General features: G+C 67.5%; 15 protein-coding genes. 11 read left to right on the forward strand and 4 right to left on the reverse strand.

All coding sequences use genetic code 11. The features are described 5' to 3' along the window. Positions 1-182: 182 nt before the first annotated feature. Entirely contained in the window at positions 183-725 is a 543-nt protein-coding gene (locus ACX3O0_RS10650) for an NUDIX hydrolase family protein (RefSeq protein WP_459088690.1), read from the reverse strand. A 79-nt stretch (positions 726-804) separates the two neighbouring features. Between ACX3O0_RS10650 and ACX3O0_RS10655 the strand changes: the two genes are divergently transcribed. Genes ACX3O0_RS10655 through ACX3O0_RS10665 form a run of 3 tightly spaced genes read left to right on the forward strand, consistent with a single transcriptional unit; the run spans position 805 to position 6837 of the window. Continuing rightward, positions 805-5448, forward strand: coding sequence for an ATP-dependent helicase (locus ACX3O0_RS10655; RefSeq protein ID WP_459107688.1), 4644 nt, complete (start codon positions 805-807; stop codon positions 5446-5448). A 33-nt stretch (positions 5449-5481) separates the two neighbouring features. Next, on the forward strand, positions 5482-6054 hold the full coding sequence (locus ACX3O0_RS10660) for a thermonuclease family protein (RefSeq protein WP_459107689.1): 573 nt from the start codon (positions 5482-5484) through the stop codon (positions 6052-6054). A 6-nt stretch (positions 6055-6060) separates the two neighbouring features. Beyond that, positions 6061-6837, forward strand: a complete 777-nt coding sequence (locus ACX3O0_RS10665) for a DNA-formamidopyrimidine glycosylase family protein (protein ID WP_459107690.1) — start codon at positions 6061-6063, stop codon at positions 6835-6837. A gap of 8 nt (positions 6838-6845) precedes the next feature. On the opposite strand, the gene ACX3O0_RS10670 is transcribed toward ACX3O0_RS10665, so the two are convergent. Then, a complete protein-coding gene (locus ACX3O0_RS10670; RefSeq protein WP_459088698.1) occupies positions 6846-7523 on the reverse strand; it encodes a DedA family protein in 678 nt (225 codons plus the stop codon). A 169-nt stretch (positions 7524-7692) separates the two neighbouring features. Between ACX3O0_RS10670 and ACX3O0_RS10675 the strand changes: the two genes are divergently transcribed. The 3 genes from ACX3O0_RS10675 (at position 7693) to ACX3O0_RS10685 (ending at position 9199) form a co-directional block, all read left to right on the forward strand. Next, positions 7693-8469 carry a hypothetical protein gene (locus ACX3O0_RS10675; RefSeq protein WP_459107691.1) on the forward strand — a complete coding sequence of 259 codons (777 nt, stop codon included), beginning with the start codon at positions 7693-7695 and terminating at the stop codon, positions 8467-8469. An 86-nt stretch (positions 8470-8555) separates the two neighbouring features. Then, positions 8556-8810, forward strand: a complete 255-nt coding sequence (locus tag ACX3O0_RS10680) for a type II toxin-antitoxin system Phd/YefM family antitoxin (protein WP_459107692.1) — start codon at positions 8556-8558, stop codon at positions 8808-8810. Continuing rightward, on the forward strand, positions 8807-9199 hold the full coding sequence (locus ACX3O0_RS10685; RefSeq protein WP_459088704.1) for a type II toxin-antitoxin system VapC family toxin: 393 nt from the start codon (positions 8807-8809) through the stop codon (positions 9197-9199). The genes ACX3O0_RS10680 and ACX3O0_RS10685 overlap by 4 nt, the downstream gene beginning before the upstream one ends. 9 nt (positions 9200-9208) lie before the next feature. Here the strand turns inward: ACX3O0_RS10685 and ACX3O0_RS10690 are convergent, their stop codons facing one another. Both ACX3O0_RS10690 and ACX3O0_RS10695 read right to left on the reverse strand, forming a co-directional pair. Continuing rightward, positions 9209-10732 (reverse strand): glycerol-3-phosphate dehydrogenase/oxidase, encoded by a 1524-nt coding sequence (locus tag ACX3O0_RS10690; protein ID WP_459107693.1) that lies wholly within the window; start codon positions 10730-10732, stop codon positions 9209-9211. Positions 10733-10736: 4 nt separating this feature from the next. Then, positions 10737-11336 carry a TetR/AcrR family transcriptional regulator gene (locus ACX3O0_RS10695; RefSeq protein ID WP_459107694.1) on the reverse strand — a complete coding sequence of 200 codons (600 nt, stop codon included), beginning with the start codon at positions 11334-11336 and terminating at the stop codon, positions 10737-10739. A 17-nt stretch (positions 11337-11353) separates the two neighbouring features. Between ACX3O0_RS10695 and ACX3O0_RS10700 the strand changes: the two genes are divergently transcribed. Genes ACX3O0_RS10700 through ACX3O0_RS10720 form a run of 5 tightly spaced genes read left to right on the forward strand, consistent with a single transcriptional unit; the run spans position 11354 to position 15727 of the window. Then, positions 11354-13027 carry an FAD-binding oxidoreductase gene (locus ACX3O0_RS10700; RefSeq protein ID WP_459107695.1) on the forward strand — a complete coding sequence of 558 codons (1674 nt, stop codon included), beginning with the start codon at positions 11354-11356 and terminating at the stop codon, positions 13025-13027. Next, positions 13020-13850 (forward strand): SDR family NAD(P)-dependent oxidoreductase, encoded by an 831-nt coding sequence (locus ACX3O0_RS10705; protein ID WP_459107696.1) that lies wholly within the window; start codon positions 13020-13022, stop codon positions 13848-13850. Before ACX3O0_RS10700 ends, ACX3O0_RS10705 begins: the two co-directional genes overlap by 8 nt. Positions 13851-13879: 29 nt before the next feature. Beyond that, entirely contained in the window at positions 13880-14665 is a 786-nt protein-coding gene (locus tag ACX3O0_RS10710) for a glucosamine-6-phosphate deaminase (protein WP_459088714.1), read from the forward strand. A 57-nt stretch (positions 14666-14722) separates the two neighbouring features. Further along, positions 14723-14908, forward strand: a complete 186-nt coding sequence (locus tag ACX3O0_RS10715) for a DUF1918 domain-containing protein (RefSeq protein WP_459088716.1) — start codon at positions 14723-14725, stop codon at positions 14906-14908. Between the two features lie 30 nt (positions 14909-14938). Continuing rightward, positions 14939-15727: an IclR family transcriptional regulator gene (locus ACX3O0_RS10720; protein WP_459088718.1), complete on the forward strand. Its 789-nt coding sequence runs from the start codon at positions 14939-14941 to the stop codon at positions 15725-15727. Positions 15728-15814: the final 87 nt, after the last annotated feature.

The raw sequence follows: 15814 nt of genomic DNA on the forward strand, positions 1-15814 counted from the left end.
CGTCCATCCATCCGACCCTCCACCCATCCGACCATCCCCGTCAACAGGATGAATTCGGGTGCGACCGGCGCGTCGGAGCCAGCGGAGCGGCGTGCCGCCGAAAGCATCCTGTTGACGGAGGAGCTGAGCTGGAGGCGGGGCACGGCCAGCGAGCTGCGGTCGGGATTGCCGAGCGAGGCTGGTTAGGGGAGCACGCCCACTGAGGCGAGTCCGGCGCGCAACAGGGCGCCGCGACCGCCCTCGAGTTCTTCGCTGACGGTGAAGCTGGCGGCCTCCGCGGGCGTCATCCAGGTGATCTCGAGCGCGTCCTGCCTGGGCTCGCAGGTGCCGGTGACCGGAACGACGAACACCAGCGAGACCGCGTGCTGACGATCATCCGTGAACTGGCTGATGCCGGGCATGGGGAAGTATTCGGCGACCTGGAACGGCACCGGGCTGGTCGGCAGCTGGGGGAAGGCCATCGGACCGAGGTCCTTCTCGAGGTGGCGGAACAGCGCCTCGCGCACGGTTTCGCCGTACATGACGCGGCCGGAGACCAGGGCGCGCGTCATCTCGCCGGTGACGGATGCCCTCAGCAGCACGCCGACCTCCGTCACCTGGCCGAGGCCATCGATGCGAACCGGGACCGCCTCGACGTAGAGAATCGGCAGCCTCCTGCGGATCTCCAGCAGCTCGACGTCGGAAAGCCACGCCTTCTCGGGATCCGGGGTGCCTGTTGAGCTCATGCTCCATTGTTGCGCGAATATCACTGACACCGCGCACCCGGCGAGTGTCACTGTCAGCGGGTTAGACGAAGATGGAGGGATGGGAGCCCCCCTCGAGAAGTTCTCGCCCGCGACTCGGGAGTGGTTCGCCGGTGCGTTCGCCGCGCCCACCGATGCCCAATCGCAGGCGTGGGACGCGATCGCCGGCGGAACCCACGCACTTGTCGTCGCCCCCACCGGATCGGGGAAGACGCTGGCGGCGTTCCTGTGGGCGATCGACCGGCTGGCGACAGTAACGCCATCGACCGCCGGTGCCGGGGAGCGAGAGCCAGGCACGCGCGTGCTCTACATCTCACCGCTGAAAGCGCTCGGCGTCGACGTCGAGCGCAACCTGCGGTCACCGCTGGTCGGGATCACCCAGACCTCCCGCAGACTCGGCGTGCACGCGCCAGACGTGACGGTCGGCGTGCGTTCGGGAGACACCAGCTCAGCCGACCGGCGGATGTTGCAGCGTCGCCCGCCAGACATCCTGATCACCACCCCGGAGTCCCTGTACCTGATGCTCACCTCCTCAGCCCGGGAGACGCTGAAGTCAGTGGACACGGTCATCGTCGACGAGGTGCACGCCGTCGCCTCGACCAAGCGGGGCGCCCACCTGGCGCTGTCCCTGGAGCGCCTGGACGCCCTGCTCGAAAGGCCGGCACAGCGGATCGGGCTCTCGGCGACCGTTCGCCCGCTGGAAGAGGTGGCACGCTTTCTCGGGGGACGGGCACCGATCACCGTCGTCGCCCCGCCGGCGTCCAAGAAGTTCGACTTGCGCGTGGTGGTTCCGGTGGAGGACATGACTGAGCTGGGCACCGCACCGGTGCGTGAAGGTTCGGCGGCGGGGAACACCCCGACCCAGGGTTCGATCTGGCCACACGTCGAGGAGCAGATCGTCGACCGCATCCTGGAGCACCGCTCCACCATCGTGTTCGCCAACTCCCGGCGGCTGGCGGAACGGCTGACGGCCCGGTTGAACGAGATTTGGGCCGAACGAACTACGCTGGTGGAGGTTTCGACGAGCTCAACCAGCGCAGATGCCAGCTCAACCAGCGCAAGCGCGAGCCCACCGGCGGCGATCATGGGGCAGTCGGGCGCCACCGCTGGGGCGGAGCTTCTGCTCGCGCGGGCGCACCATGGGTCGGTGTCGAAAGACCAGCGGGCGATGATCGAGGACGACCTCAAGTCCGGGCGGTTGCGCTGCGTCGTCGCCACCAGCTCGCTGGAGCTCGGCATCGACATGGGGGCGGTCGACCTGGTGATTCAGGTGGAGTCCCCGCCATCCGTCGCCAGCGGGCTGCAACGCGTGGGTCGCGCCGGCCACCAGGTGGGGGAAATCTCGCGCGGCATCCTGTTCCCGAAGCACCGGGCAGACCTGCTGCATTCGGCTGTCACCTCCGAGCGGATGACCGCCGGCCTCATCGAGGAACTCTCCGTACCGCAGAACCCTCTCGACGTGCTCGCCCAGCAGACCGTCGCCGCCGTCGCCCTCGACCAGCTCGACGTGGAGGAGTGGTTCGACACCGTGCGGCGCAGCGCGCCGTTCGCCACCCTTCCGCGGAGTGCCTACGACGCCACCCTCGACCTGTTGAGTGGCCTCTACCCGTCTGACGAATTCGCGGAACTGCGCCCGCGCATCGTCTGGGACCGGGTGAAGGGCACCATCACGGGGCGGCCGGGGGCGCAGCGGTTGGCAGTGACCTCGGGCGGCACCATCCCGGACCGGGGGATGTTCGGGGTGTTCATGGTCGGCTCCAGTCCGTCGACAACGGTCGAGGGTGCTGCCGTCAGCCCTTCGACGAGCTCAGGGACCGGAGCCGGCGGCGGCCGGGTCGGCGAACTCGACGAGGAGATGGTCTACGAGTCTAGGGTGGGAGACGTCTTCGCCCTGGGCGCGACCAGCTGGCGCATTGAAGACATCACGCACGACCGGGTGCTGGTCAGTCCGGCGTTCGGGCAACCCGGTCGCGTCCCGTTCTGGAAGGGTGACGGCATCGGCCGCCCAGCAGAACTCGGCCGCGCCATCGGCGGGTTCACCCGGGAGCTGGCATCCGGTGCAGAGGGAGCAACGCGCGACCGCCTGCAGGCTGTCGGCCTCGACGAACTGGCGATCAACAACCTGCTGGCGTTCGTCGCCGAGCAGAAAGCGGCGACCGGGCACGTGCCAACCGACCGGACGCTGGTGGTCGAGCGCTTCCGGGATGAGCTCGGCGACTGGCGGGTGATCCTGCACTCCCCGTACGGCATGCAGGTGCACGCACCGTGGGCACTCGCGGTGGGATCGCGCATCCGTGAGCGCTACGGGATGGACGGCGCCGCGATCGCGAGCGACGACGGCGTGATCCTGCGCATCCCGGACACCGACGCCGAGCCGCCCAGCGCCGAGCTCTTCCTCTTCGACCCCGAGGAACTGCGCGATCTCGTCACGGCCGAGGTCGGCGGGTCAGCACTCTTCGCCTCACGCTTCCGCGAGTGCGCTGCCCGGGCGCTCCTTCTTCCTCGGTACAACCCGGGCAGGCGCTCACCGCTCTGGCAGCAACGCCAGCGAGCATCCCAGTTGCTCTCGGTCGCGGCGAAGTATCCGAGCTTCCCGATCGTCCTCGAGACGGTGCGGGAAGTGCTGCAGGATGTCTACGACCTGCCCGCCCTGACGGTGCTGGCCGGCGAGGTGGCGAGCCGTCGCATCCGCATCGTCGAGACGGAAACGGAGCAGGCTTCACCGTTCGCCCGCTCGCTCCTGTTCGGATATGTCGCTGCGTTCATGTATGAGGGCGACTCCCCACTGGCTGAGCGTCGGGCGGCCGCGCTGTCGCTCGACTCGACGCTGCTGGCGGAGTTGCTCGGCCGTGCCGAGCTGCGGGAACTGCTTGACGCCGACGTCATCGCGAAGACCGAGCGGGAGCTGCAGCGCCTCGACCCGGACCGCAAGCTCAAGGGTGCAGAGGGCATCGTGGACCTGCTTCGCATGCTGGGGCCGCTGTCAGCGGAGGAGGTTGCGGAGCGGCTGGAACTCCCTGACGCGGCAGCGACGGCTGAGGTCAGCCAGACCCTTCTGGAGGAGCTGGAGCGGGACGGCCGCGTGCTGCGGGCCACCATCGCGGGACAGCCTCGGTGGGCGGTCATCGAAGACGCCAGCCGCCTGCGCGACGCGCTGGGCACACCCCTTCCCATCGGCGTTCCGAGCGCGTTCATCCAGCCGGTCGACGACCCGGTCGGCGACCTGGTGGCGCGTTTCGCCCGCACCCACGGACCCTTCACGGTTCTCGCCGTCGCCGAGCGGCTCGGGCTCGGCACCGCGGTCGTGGCCGACACGCTGCGCCGGCTCGAACAGCAGCGTCGCGTGGTCGAGGGGGAGTTCCGGCCGGGAAGCTCCGGCAGTGAGTGGTGTGACGTTGAGGTGCTGCGCCGGTTGCGGAGTCGCTCGCTGGCGGCGCTCCGCCACCAGGTTGAACCGGTCGATGCACCGACTCTCGGGCGGTTCCTGGCCTCGTGGCAGCACGTGGCTGAACCACTGCGCGGCATTGACGGGCTGGTGCAGGTGATCGACCAGTTGTCTGGGGTGGCGCTGCCGGCATCCGCCTGGGAGTCCATCGTGTTGCCCTCGAGGCTCCGCGACTACTCGCCGGTGATGCTCGACGAACTGACCGCGACCGGCGAGGTGCTCTGGTCCGGTTCCGGAGCCCTGCCCGGAAGTGACGGCTGGGTGAGCCTGCACCTGGCGGATGGCGCGAGCGTGACATTGGCAAGTAGCGAGACGCCGAACGCAGGCGCAGAGGACGAAGTAGACGACCTGCAGCGGGCGGTGCTCGACGCGCTGTCCAACGGTGGTGCATTCTTCTTCCGCCAGCTGTCGGCGGCCCTCGACAGCACCGACGACAAAGCCCTCGCCACCGCCCTCTGGAGCCTGGTCTGGGCTGGCCGCGTCACCGGCGACACCTTCGCGCCGTTGCGAGCGCAACTGGGCGGCCCGGCACGCCCGAGCACCCGCCGAGTGCGTGCCTATCGCGGCAAGCGCGTCACGCTGCCCGCGCAGTCCGGGCCGCCGAACGTCGCCGGCCGCTGGTCGTTGCTTCCCGCCGGCGAGAACGACCCGACGATCCGGGCAGTGGCCACCGCCGAGAACCTGCTCGAACGGCACGGCGTCGTCACCCGCGGAGCGGTCACCAGCGAGGGCGTGATCGGCGGTTTCAGCTCCGTCTACAAGGTGCTGAGCGGGTTCGAGGAGACCGGCCGCGCCCGGCGCGGGTACTTCGTCGAGGGACTCGGTGCGGCCCAATTCGCGACCGGTGCCACCGTCGACCGGTTGCGTTCGTTCACGGTGGAAGCGGATGCGAGGCCACAGCTGCAGGCGTTCACGCTCGCCGCCACAGACCCGGCCAACCCGTACGGCGCCGCCCTTCCCTGGCCGAAGACCGACGGCACGCACCGGCCAGGCCGCAAGGCTGGAGCGCTCGTGGTTCTGGTCGACGGGGCACTCGTGCTCTACGTCGAACGCGGCGGCAAGTCGACGCTCACGTTCACCGACGACGACACCACGCTGGCCGTCGCCGCCGAAAGCCTGGCCGCGAGCATCCGCCGCAGCGTTGGTCGGGTCCGAGTGGAGAAGGTGGACGGCGTGTTCGTGATCGGCACGCCCCTCGGCGCCGCCCTCACCGCCGCCGGCTTCAGCACGACACCGCAGGGGTTGCGGCTGCGAGCCTGATCGCGCAGCCAGACCGACCATAGGATCTGGGTGATGAGAAGATTCGCCGGAAGGCTGCTGGTTGTTGCCGCGATAGCGATCGCGGCGTCGTGGGCGTTCGTCTCCGCCCTTCCGGCCGGAGGTGGCGGCGCAGCACCGCCGGTCGGTGCAGCGCCTGCCCCAGCGACTGCGGTTGGTCCGGCGACTGCGATCACCGCACCGGACTCCGCCGTCAGTATGGTCGTCACCCACGTTCACGACGGGGACACCCTCTTTCTCGCCGACGCGACAGGCGCCGAACTCAAGGTGCGGCTCATCGGCGTGGACACCCCGGAGTTGCAGCCGACAGCCGAATGCTACGCAGTCGAAGCTCGCAACTACCTGCAGAGCCTGGCCCCGGATGGCAGCACTCTCCGGGTGGCGGCCGATGCAGAAGCACTGGACCAATACGGCCGCAGCCTCTTCTACCTGTGGACAGAGTCCGGCGACTTCCTCAACCTGAGGTTGGTGGCGGACGGCTACGGCACTGCCCTGAGGATCGAACCCAATTCGGCCTATTGGAGCCACCTGGTCGACGCAGAGCGGTCGGCACAGCAAGGCGGAGCCGGAATGTGGTCGGGGTGCTGAGCGCCCATGCCTGAAGGCGACACCGTTTATCTGGCCGCCACCAACCTGAACGCCGCGCTGGCCGGACAGGTGGTGACCGGATGCGACATCCGGGTTCCCGCGTTCGCCACCGTGGATCTGACCGGGGAGACAATCCACGACGTGGTGTCCCGCGGCAAGCACCTGCTCATGCATATCGGGGATGCCACCGTGCACAGCCACCTGAAGATGGAGGGCTCCTGGCACCTGTACCGCCCGGGCACGAAGTGGAAGCGGCCCGCCTACCAGGCGCGGGCCGTGCTCAGCACCGAGCAGTGGGTCGCCGTTGGCTTTGACCTGGCCGAAGTTGCGGTGGTGGCGCGGAAAGACGAGGAGTCCATCGTCGGCTACCTCGGCCCGGACCCGCTGAGCGACGACTGGGACGAGGCCGAAGCCTTGAGGCGGATGCTCGCGGAGCCCGATCGACCGGTCGGCCTCGCCCTTCTCGACCAGCGGGTCATCGCCGGGCTCGGGAATGTCTACCGCAACGAGCTGTGCTTCCTGCGCGGGGTGCTGCCGACCCGACCAGTCGGCAAGGTCGCAGAACCGGAGAAGCTGGTGGAGCTCGGCCAGCGGCTCATCCACGCCAACCGCAACCGCGCAAACCGAACCACCACCGGCAGGCTGCGCGGCGAGACCGCGTGGGTGCACGACCGCGAGGGGAAGCCGTGCTTCCGCTGCGGGACGCCGATCCAGCGTGGCGCGCTGGGCGAGAACGAACTGCAGGAACGCAACACTTTCTACTGCGAGGTGTGCCAGAAGTGACGCCGGTGTCAGTTGCTGTTCAGCGATGCAGCCACTGAGTCCTGGCCCGGTACGACGCCTCTGCGTTCAGCACGGTCGACCCACCAGGTGTGTACGCTCACGACAATCGAGATAGCGATCACGATGCCCGCGATCGCATAGGCAACCGCCTTGACTCCGGGGATGGACGCGGCGAAGTATCCGATCACCGTGAGACCGACGCCCCACAGAAGCGCGCCCACGACATTGCTACTGAGGAACTTGTAGTAGTTCATCCGCCCAACCCCGGCGATCACCGGTACCACCGCACGCCCCCAGGGAACGAAGCGGGCGATGACAACCGACCACCACCCGTACTTGCGGTAAAACAACTCGGCGGCGGCGATCGCTTTGAGCGAGTAACGCCCTCCGTGACGATCGAGGTAGCCGCGCCCGTAGCGCGCGCCCAGCATGAAACCAACCTGGTCGCCGAGGATCGCCGCTATCCCGACGCCGATGGCCAGGACGGCAATGTTCAGGCTGTCCGTCGCTGCCACCACAATGCCGGATGCGAACAATAGGGTGTCGCCGGTGATGAACGGGATGAAGAGGCCCAGCATCAGTGCGGTTCCGGCGAAGACCAACAACCAGACGGCCAGATAGAAGACGACTGGTCCGGCGCTCAGCAGCACGTTGCCGAGGTCATCGCCGAGGGATGAGGCATGCATAGGTTAGGCAATCCTAACCTACGACGATGAGGATGGTCGAGCACGAGTTCGGCGACACTCTCCTCGTACTGGCACGAACAAGCGTTCGCGTTGCCCGAGTGTTAAGGTTCCCTAGAAGGACTAGTGCAAGCGCGTAATTCCCTGAACTCGAAAGGGCACATTCTCCGCAATGAGCTACACCAAGTCAGCGCTCCTCGACGAAAAAGGTTTCGTCATCCTGGACCAGTACGACCAGTCCCAGGACCCGAGAGAGTGGCTCGACCTCGAGTACGTCGATTGGAAGTCGTCCGGTGTCACGCGGTTCGCGCCGCTCGCATCCGCCAAGGGCGAGATCGAGGTGAACGGTTTCTGGAACCACACTCCGCCGCGCTCGGACAAGGACGGCGTATGGATCGAGTCGCAGGTGGCCAGAGCGCCGAACCTTGCCAGGCGCGCCCAGGAGCCGGGAGCGAGCGTAGGCCGCTGCCGGGTCATCGAGCTGCAGCCGAACGAGTACGCGGGCGCGCTGTACAACCTGCACCAGGACGACAACAACCGCCTCAACCCGGACGGAACCGGCTGGATCGTCCGCGGATTCTTCAACCTCTCGGATGATGCCGAATCGTTCATGACGCTGCGCGAAGACCGCTTCGACCCGAGCACCGAAATCCGCATTCCGCTCCCCGCCGGCTCACAGATCATCGTCGACACCCAGCGCTTCTGGCACGCCGTGTGGCACAAGGGACCTGAGCCCCGGTACAGCCTGATCACCTCGTGGGAATCCGGCCCGCAGCTCGACGCCTACATCGAGAAGCACAATGGACACAACGACCACGTGAACCCGCACCTCGACCAGAAAGTCATCGAAGACGCGCAGGATGAAGTGCAGCGGCGTCTCTCCGAGCGCGCGGCAGCGCTGGCCGACCAGGGCAAGGAAGACACCGGGCCGGAGAAGTCCGAAGCGTAGTCGCGCGCGCTACAGGAACCGTCCCGGGTCTCACACCCTCTTTTGTGCCTAAGGATTTGCTACAGTTGCTACGGAGGCCCTAAGCCATGGCGAGAACTATTGCGCATCGCGAATTGCGCAACAACAGCAGCGCGATCCTTCGGGACGTCCAAGCCGGCGAAACCATCACGATCACGAACCACGGTGAACCCGTCGCGGTGCTCTCTCCCGTCACGGATCAGCCGATGCCGAACGTTCGCGTAAAACGGGCGACGATCAAAGGCCGGTTCTCCGAGATCGAAAGCCGTACGAGCAAGCTACCCAGCGCAGAGATTCTCGAAGAACTTCGCGCAGAACGATGATCTGTTACCTCGATACCTCTGCTGCTTCGAAGCTCCTCTTGCGAGAGGCCGAGACTGACGCGCTGAAAGCCCAATTGGATGAGCTGCATGTCGGCGGTCTTCTCGTCATGGGCAGTTCGCTGCTCGAAACCGAGCTGCGAAGGACAGCCACGCGGGCAAGAGAACCCCAGTCGCTCGTAACCGAAATCCTCGATCGTCTCGAGATGTTCGAGTTGGATCAATCCGTGTTCCGCGCCGCCGGACTACTTCCTGGAGAACACCTCCGCAGCCTCGACGCTCTCCACATCGCCGCCGCCCTCAGGGTGGGAGCCGACGTGATGATCAGCTACGACCAGCGGCAGATCGATGCCGCGAGAGACGTAGGACTGAACACGCTGTCACCGGAATAGGCCGACCGGTTAGAGGGCGAGCGCGTAGGCCAGGATGCGCTCGGCGGCCGGGCGGGCACGCTCGGCATCGGCGGGGACCAGGCCGAGGCGGGTGCGACGGTCGAGCAGGTCGTCGACGGATGCCGCGCCTTCGGCCAGCACCCCGAACAGCAGTTCCTCGCCGGTGACCGTGCACCCCTCGACTAGCGGGCCGGCGCACTCCGGATGTTCACGGCCGAGCCGTTCGACCTCGGCAGCCTCTGAGCCGTACCGGCGCACCAGCCGCGCAGACTCCGCGTCGGCAGAACGGCCGGCACCGACCAGCGGCAGCGTGCGAGTCATGCACCGGCCAGCCGGCGGCAGCCGGCGCACCGCCGCGTCGACCGCGTCTTCCGCCATCCGACGGTAGGTGGTGAGCTTCCCGCCGACGATGGTGATCGGCCGCCCCGGCTTGTCCAGCACCAGGTGGCGGCGAGAGACATCCGCACCGGTGCCGTGCGCGCTGACCAGGGGGCGGAGCCCCGCGTAGGAGCCGACGACATCCGCCATCGTCAACGGCTCATCCATGTCTCTCCCGACGACGGTCAGCAGGAACTCGATGTCGACCGCTGGCGCCGTACCGGCCCGGCCATCCGCGTCGCGGTCCTCTACATCGGTCAGCCCGATGTAACAGAGACCGTCGGGCTGCGGCAGTACGAACACGAATTTGCCGAAGCGGCCGGGAACCGGCACGGTGTACGCCGCCGACGGGTTGCCGAGACGCTGCGACCGCACGATCAGATGGCTTCCGCGGCTAGGCGAGATGCGCAGGGCCGGTTCCAGGTCGGCAGCCCACACGCCGGTGGCGTTGATCACGACGCCGCCGTTCACAGTTAACTGGGTTCCGGTGCGGCGGTCGATGCCGGTCACAGTGGTGGCGGATGCTGCGGTCACCTGGAAGTCACGGATCACCTGCGCGCCGAGCGACGCCGCCGTTCGAGCGACGCCGAGCACCAGCCGCGCGTCGTCTTCCAATTGGCCGTCCCAGTAGAGAGTGCCGCCACGAACGGTGTCCGCCGGGATGGCGGGAACCAGCGCGTGGAGCATCCGCGAGCTCACCCTTCGTGGCCGGGGAAGCACGTTCCCCGGCAGCCCGGTTGCCCGGCGCATGCCGTCGGCGAGGAGGGTGCCGATCGTGGAGAGCGCGTATTCGACATGCTGCCCGCTGCGCAGGTCGGGGATGACGAACGGAATCGGCTTCACCAGGTGGGGTGCGATGGTGGTCATCAACCGCGCGCGCTCGACGGCAGACTCCCAGGCGAGCGCAACGTCACCGGTCGCGAGGTATCGCAGGCCGCCGTGCACCAGCTTGGAGCTGAACCGACTGGTGCCGCTGGCGAGGTCGTGCGATTCGAGGAGGGCGACACTGAGCCCTCGGCTGGCGGCGTCGAGGGCGACCCCCGCACCGGTTATCCCCCCGCCGACGATGATCACGTCCACGGAGTGATCGCCCAGGTGGGCGAGCGACGCCGCCCGCGTCGAGTCGTTGATCCACGAACTGGGCGAGCCGGGCATCCGTCTACGCCTCCGCCGCCAGGTAGGCGTTCAGGAGGGTGCGGAGCTCGGCGAAGCAACTCTCGAGTTCCCCGCGAGCGGCCAGGATCTTCGAGGAGAACCCGAAGCCCTGGAGGGTGACCAGAATGGCAGTCGCCATTCCCGGGCGGGGCTGGAGGGTGCCATCCGCTTCGCCCTCGGCGAGGAAGGCGCCGATCGCGTCGAGCACGATGGTTTGGCTGCTGCCGAAGCGGTCGGTCACGTACGGCACCAGCAGCTCAGGGTCGCGCTCGCCAATCGAACGGATGAGCGGTGACACGGCAAAGTTCCGCACACCGTCGACCGCGAAGTCGATCAATCGCTCGCGAGCGGTCGCCGCTGTGGCATGCGACTTCGCCTCGGCTGTGCTGACGGCGAACTCACGGGTAATGGTGCGCAGCACGGCTTCGTCGACGCTGCCCATCGCGCGGTAGAACGTCATGCGCGAGATTCCGGCACCCTCCGCGATGTCGTTGGCAGTGGTGCGGCGAACACCGTGACGGATGACAGCTTCGCGCACCGCATCCAGGATGAGGTCGTCGCGGGAGTGCTTGGTACCGTTTGTGTTGGTACTGTGTGACGACATGTGTAACACTGTAACGCATGGCCGCCGACATCACCGAGTCGATCTCGCACTCCGTCTGGAACGGGTGGGGCGACCCCGCCCACGCGCATCCGCTGGGCGATAACGCCCTGGCCTACCTCCAGCGGGAGCTCGACCTCCAGTCGATCGCGCAGGCGCATCAGCCGGTCGCACTCAGGGACGTACGCCCCGCCCCGAGCAGCCTTCCCGAAACGGCGATCCACGCCCTGGGCGCGATTGTCGGAGACGCGAACGTCGCCACCGACGAGGTGACCCGCGTCGTGCACGCCGGCGGCAAGAGCACGACCGACCTTCTGCGTCGCCGCAGCGGCGACATTGCGGGGGCTCCGGATGCCGTCATCTTCCCGGGCAGCAACGATGAAATCGCCGAGATCCTGGCGTTCTGCGCAACTGAGCGAATCGCCGTCGTGCCGTTCGGCGGCGGCACCAGCGTGGTCGGCGGGGTCGAACCGCTGCGGGGACCGTTCGCATCCGTCATCACCCTCGACCTCGGGCGGCTGAATCGCATGCTGACCATCGACACGGAATCTCGCACCGCGACCTTCCAGGCCGGTGTCCGCGGCCCGGCAATCGAGACGGCGCTCGCCCAGCACGGGTTCACGCTCGGGCACCTGCCGCAGAGCCACCAGCAGGCAACACTCGGCGGGTATGCGGCGACCCGGTCGGCCGGGCAATCATCGACCGGCTACGGGCGCAGCGACGAACTGGTCACCGCGATCCGGGTCGAGACACCGAGCGGCACCCTGAACCTGGGTGGACATGCGCCGGCGGATGCGACCGGTCCACACCTCACGCAATTGCTGCTCGGCAGCGAAGGCGTGCTCGGGGTCATCACCGAGGTGACAGTCACCATCGTGCCGTCACCGGCCGAGAAGTCGTACGGCGCCTGGGGCTTCCCGAGCTTCGAGGCCGGAGCGACCGCACTGCGGGCATTGATCCAGGACACCCCGGCCGGTGACCTGCCGGCCGTTGTCCGCCTCAGCGACGCGGCAGAGACGGCCGCCAACTTCGAGGTCGCCGGGGGGCGTACCGTCGCGCTGCTGCGTCGGTACCTGGCCGCCCGCGGACTGCAGCATCCGGCCCTCGCCCTGTTCGTCTGGGAGGGAGCACGCGGCCAGACTGCCGGGCGCAAGCGCCGGTGCGCACGAGGGTTCCGGGCGCACGGCGGCGTCTACGTCACGGCGAAGCCGGCATCCTCCTGGGACGACGGCCGCTTCCTGGCTCCCTACCGTCGCGACGAACTGCTCACCCGCGGCGTCTTCGTGGAGACCCTGGAGACCGCAGCATCCTGGTCCCGGCTGGCGGAAACCCACGCCGCGGTGCATGACGCCCTGACCAGCGCGCTCGGTTCCCGTTGCCACCTCCAGACGCACGTGTCCCACGTCTACCCGGGCGGCGCCTCCCTGTACTACACCGTGCTGGCGCCGCTTGAGGGCGACGGCCTCGAACAATATCGGCGGATGAAGACGGCCGCATCCGAGGCGATCGTGCGCTCTGGCGCGACCATCAGCCACCACCACGCCGTCGGAATCGACCATGCGCCGTACCTGGCAGCCGAGATCGGCGAACTCGGCCTCGCCGTGCTGGCGGCCGTCAAACGTACCCTCGACCCGGTGGGCATCATGAACCCCGGCAAATTGATCGGCCAGACGAAAGCAGAAACCGATGACTGAGAAGCTGACCAGCGTTGCCGGAATGTCGGTGCTCATCACCGGCGCCGCCATGGGTATGGGGCGCATCTACGCCAACAAGGCGGTCGCCGAAGGCGCCGCGCGCGTGGTGCTGTGGGACATCGATGAGGCGCTGCTGAACCAGGCGAAGGCAGACCTGTCTTCTCAGTCGACGGATGTCACGGTGCAGGTGGTCGACGTGTCCAGCCTCGAGGCGGTGCGGGCAGCGGCATCCGAAGTCCTCGCCGGCGGTCCGATCGATGTGCTCATCAACAACGCCGGCATCGTGCGTGGCAAGTACTTCTGGGAGCACGACCAGGAACGGGATATCGCCGCGACGATGAGCATCAACGCGCTCGCTCCGATGCATGTGACCCGCGAGTTCCTGCCGGCCATGATGGCCAGCCGCAGCCAGTGCCGGATCGTGACCATCGCATCCGCCGCCGGCCTGGTGTCCGACCCCGGGATGAGCATCTACGCGGCGTCCAAGTGGGCGGCCATCGGCTTCAGCGACTCGCTGCGACTGGAACTCACCAGAACCGGCCACGACCACGTCGGCGTCACGACGGTGTGCCCGACGTTCATCAGCACAGGCATGTTCGCGGGTGCGAAACCGCCGGTGCTGACCCGGCTGATGACGCCCGAGTACGTCACCGACCGCACCTGGAATGCGATGCTCGTCGGCAAGGCGCAATTGCTGCTGCCGTGGACCGTGCACCTCAGCAAGGTGCTGAAGGGCATCCTGCCGTTGCCCGCCTGGGACTTTCTCGCCGGAAACGTGTTCGGCGTCTACTCGACCATGAAGGACTTCACCGGCCGTAAGTAACACCAGCGAGCCACCGATAGGGTCGACTCATGCCTGAGATTGTCATTGTGCCGAGCCGCGAAGACGCCGGAAAACTGGTCGCCGACGCCATCCTCGACCTGGTCTCCCAGAAGCCGGATGCCGTACTGGGACTCGCCACCGGGTCCACGCCGCTGCCGGTGTACGAAGCGCTGGCGACGCGGGTCGCTGCGGAGAACGTCGACCTGGCCGGGGTACGCGGATTCGCGCTCGACGAGTACGTCGGCCTGCCGGAAGAGCACCCGGAGTGCTACCGCTCGGTGGTCAGGAGGGAGGTCGTCGAACGGCTCGGTCTGACGCCGGCGCTGGTGCGGGTGCCGTCGGGAGACCCTGAGCACATGCAGACGGCCGGTGCCGAATACGAGCAGGCCATCATCGACGCGGGCGGTATCGACCTGCAGATCCTCGGCATCGGGACGATCGGCCACATCGGGTTCAACGAGCCCGGCTCGTCGCTCGCCTCGCTCACCCGCGTGAAGACTCTCGCCATGCAGACCAGGCAGGACAACGCCCGATTCTTCGACTCGCTCGATGACGTGCCGACGCATGCGATCACCCAGGGCCTGGGCACCATCCTGCGGGCGCGCCACCTGGTGCTGCTCGCGTTCGGTGAGGCCAAGGCCGCGGCCATCGCCGCTGGGATCGAAGGTCCGGTCTCCTCCACCCACCCGTCATCGGTTATCCAGTTGCACCCTCGCGCCACCGTGGTGCTCGACGAAGCCGCGGCAAGCCGGCTGCAGAACACCGACTATTACCGCTACGCCTGGGAGAACAAGCCGTCCTGGCAGGGCGTCTAGCGACACCCTGTTGGCACCAGCCCTCTCGGCGTACCCTAGCGCCAGGAGGTGACTGCGATGAAAGCACAAGCAGGCGACCGGATCACGATTCGGGGCAGGACTGTGGACGCTCCGGACCGGCACGGTGAGGTCATCGAGACGCGTGGCGCAGACGGCGATCCACCCTTCGTCGTGAAGTTCGACGACGGACACGAGAGCATCGTGTTCCCCGGTGGCGACGTCGTCGTCGAGCACGAGGCGTGACGGCGAGACCCGCTCACTAGACTGCAGCGCATGGCGGGCAATACGGCAGAACCGGGAGCAACTGTCATCGCCCGCACCGCAAAACTGCTCGCCGCCTTCGATGGTGAGCATCCGCGCCTGACCTTGAGCGAGGCATCCGCCCGCTCCGGACTGTCGATGACGACGACGCACCGGATGCTCGGCGAGCTGGTCGAGGCGAAGCTGCTGTCACGGGGCTCCGACCACCGGTATTCGATCGGGCGTGCCCTGTGGGAACTGGGCGAGGTCTCCCCGCTGAGCCTCAACCTGCGGGAGACCGCTTTGCCCTACCTGCTGACGCTGTATGAGGCCACGGCGGAGAACGTGCACCTCGCAATCCTGGACGGCGTGGAGGCGCTCTACGTCGCGCGGCTGGTCGGTCCCCGATCCGTCCCCACCATCAGCAGAATGGGCGGCCGGCTTCCCCTGCACACAACCGGGGTCGGCAAGGCGCTTCTCGCCTGGCAGGACGAGGACTTCCTGGCTGCGTACTTCGCTCGCGAGTTGGAGCGCCCAACCAAGTTCTCCATCACTTCGGAGCCACGACTTCGGGCCCAACTCGCGGAGGTTCGCCACAGCGGATTCAGCCAGACGCACCAGGAGATGACGCTCGGCAACACCTCGCTGGCGGTCCCGGTGATGGGTCGTGGCGGTGCGCCGCTGGCTGCGGTCGGGCTGGTCACCCACACGATGAGGGCAGATGCCCTGAGGCTGGTTCCCGTGTTGCAGAAGGCCGCCGCAGGAATGTCGGCGAGCCTGCTCGAGCTGATGGATCGGGAAGGAACCGACTCGCTGGCCTAGTTCCGCTGAGCGGAAATCTTCCATTGTCCGTCGCTCGCTGGGGTGCCAAGGTCGATCGGGCGCCGGAATCAATGCGCCGGAATGAAG

The sequence above is a fragment of the Homoserinimonas sp. A447 genome, from assembly GCF_054489325.1.

What these genes read in the sequence shown, in the direction of transcription:
- ACX3O0_RS10665 (WP_459107690.1), top strand. Translation starts at nt 6,061, where the DNA reads ATGCCTGAAGGCGACACCGTTTATCTGGCCGCCACCAACCTGAACGCC.
- ACX3O0_RS10690 (WP_459107693.1), bottom strand. Translation starts at nt 10,732, where the DNA reads ATGCCCGGCTCGCCCAGTTCGTGGATCAACGACTCGACGCGGGCGGCG.
- ACX3O0_RS10720 (WP_459088718.1), top strand. Translation starts at nt 14,939, where the DNA reads ATGGCGGGCAATACGGCAGAACCGGGAGCAACTGTCATCGCCCGCACC.
- ACX3O0_RS10675 (WP_459107691.1), top strand. Translation starts at nt 7,693, where the DNA reads ATGAGCTACACCAAGTCAGCGCTCCTCGACGAAAAAGGTTTCGTCATC.
- ACX3O0_RS10685 (WP_459088704.1), top strand. Translation starts at nt 8,807, where the DNA reads ATGATCTGTTACCTCGATACCTCTGCTGCTTCGAAGCTCCTCTTGCGA.
- ACX3O0_RS10700 (WP_459107695.1), top strand. Translation starts at nt 11,354, where the DNA reads ATGGCCGCCGACATCACCGAGTCGATCTCGCACTCCGTCTGGAACGGG.
- ACX3O0_RS10715 (WP_459088716.1), top strand. Translation starts at nt 14,723, where the DNA reads ATGAAAGCACAAGCAGGCGACCGGATCACGATTCGGGGCAGGACTGTG.
- ACX3O0_RS10695 (WP_459107694.1), bottom strand. Translation starts at nt 11,336, where the DNA reads ATGTCGTCACACAGTACCAACACAAACGGTACCAAGCACTCCCGCGAC.
- ACX3O0_RS10655 (WP_459107688.1), top strand. Translation starts at nt 805, where the DNA reads ATGGGAGCCCCCCTCGAGAAGTTCTCGCCCGCGACTCGGGAGTGGTTC.
- ACX3O0_RS10650 (WP_459088690.1), bottom strand. Translation starts at nt 725, where the DNA reads ATGAGCTCAACAGGCACCCCGGATCCCGAGAAGGCGTGGCTTTCCGAC.
- ACX3O0_RS10670 (WP_459088698.1), bottom strand. Translation starts at nt 7,523, where the DNA reads ATGCATGCCTCATCCCTCGGCGATGACCTCGGCAACGTGCTGCTGAGC.
- ACX3O0_RS10705 (WP_459107696.1), top strand. Translation starts at nt 13,020, where the DNA reads ATGACTGAGAAGCTGACCAGCGTTGCCGGAATGTCGGTGCTCATCACC.
- ACX3O0_RS10660 (WP_459107689.1), top strand. Translation starts at nt 5,482, where the DNA reads ATGAGAAGATTCGCCGGAAGGCTGCTGGTTGTTGCCGCGATAGCGATC.
- ACX3O0_RS10710 (WP_459088714.1), top strand. Translation starts at nt 13,880, where the DNA reads ATGCCTGAGATTGTCATTGTGCCGAGCCGCGAAGACGCCGGAAAACTG.
- ACX3O0_RS10680 (WP_459107692.1), top strand. Translation starts at nt 8,556, where the DNA reads ATGGCGAGAACTATTGCGCATCGCGAATTGCGCAACAACAGCAGCGCG.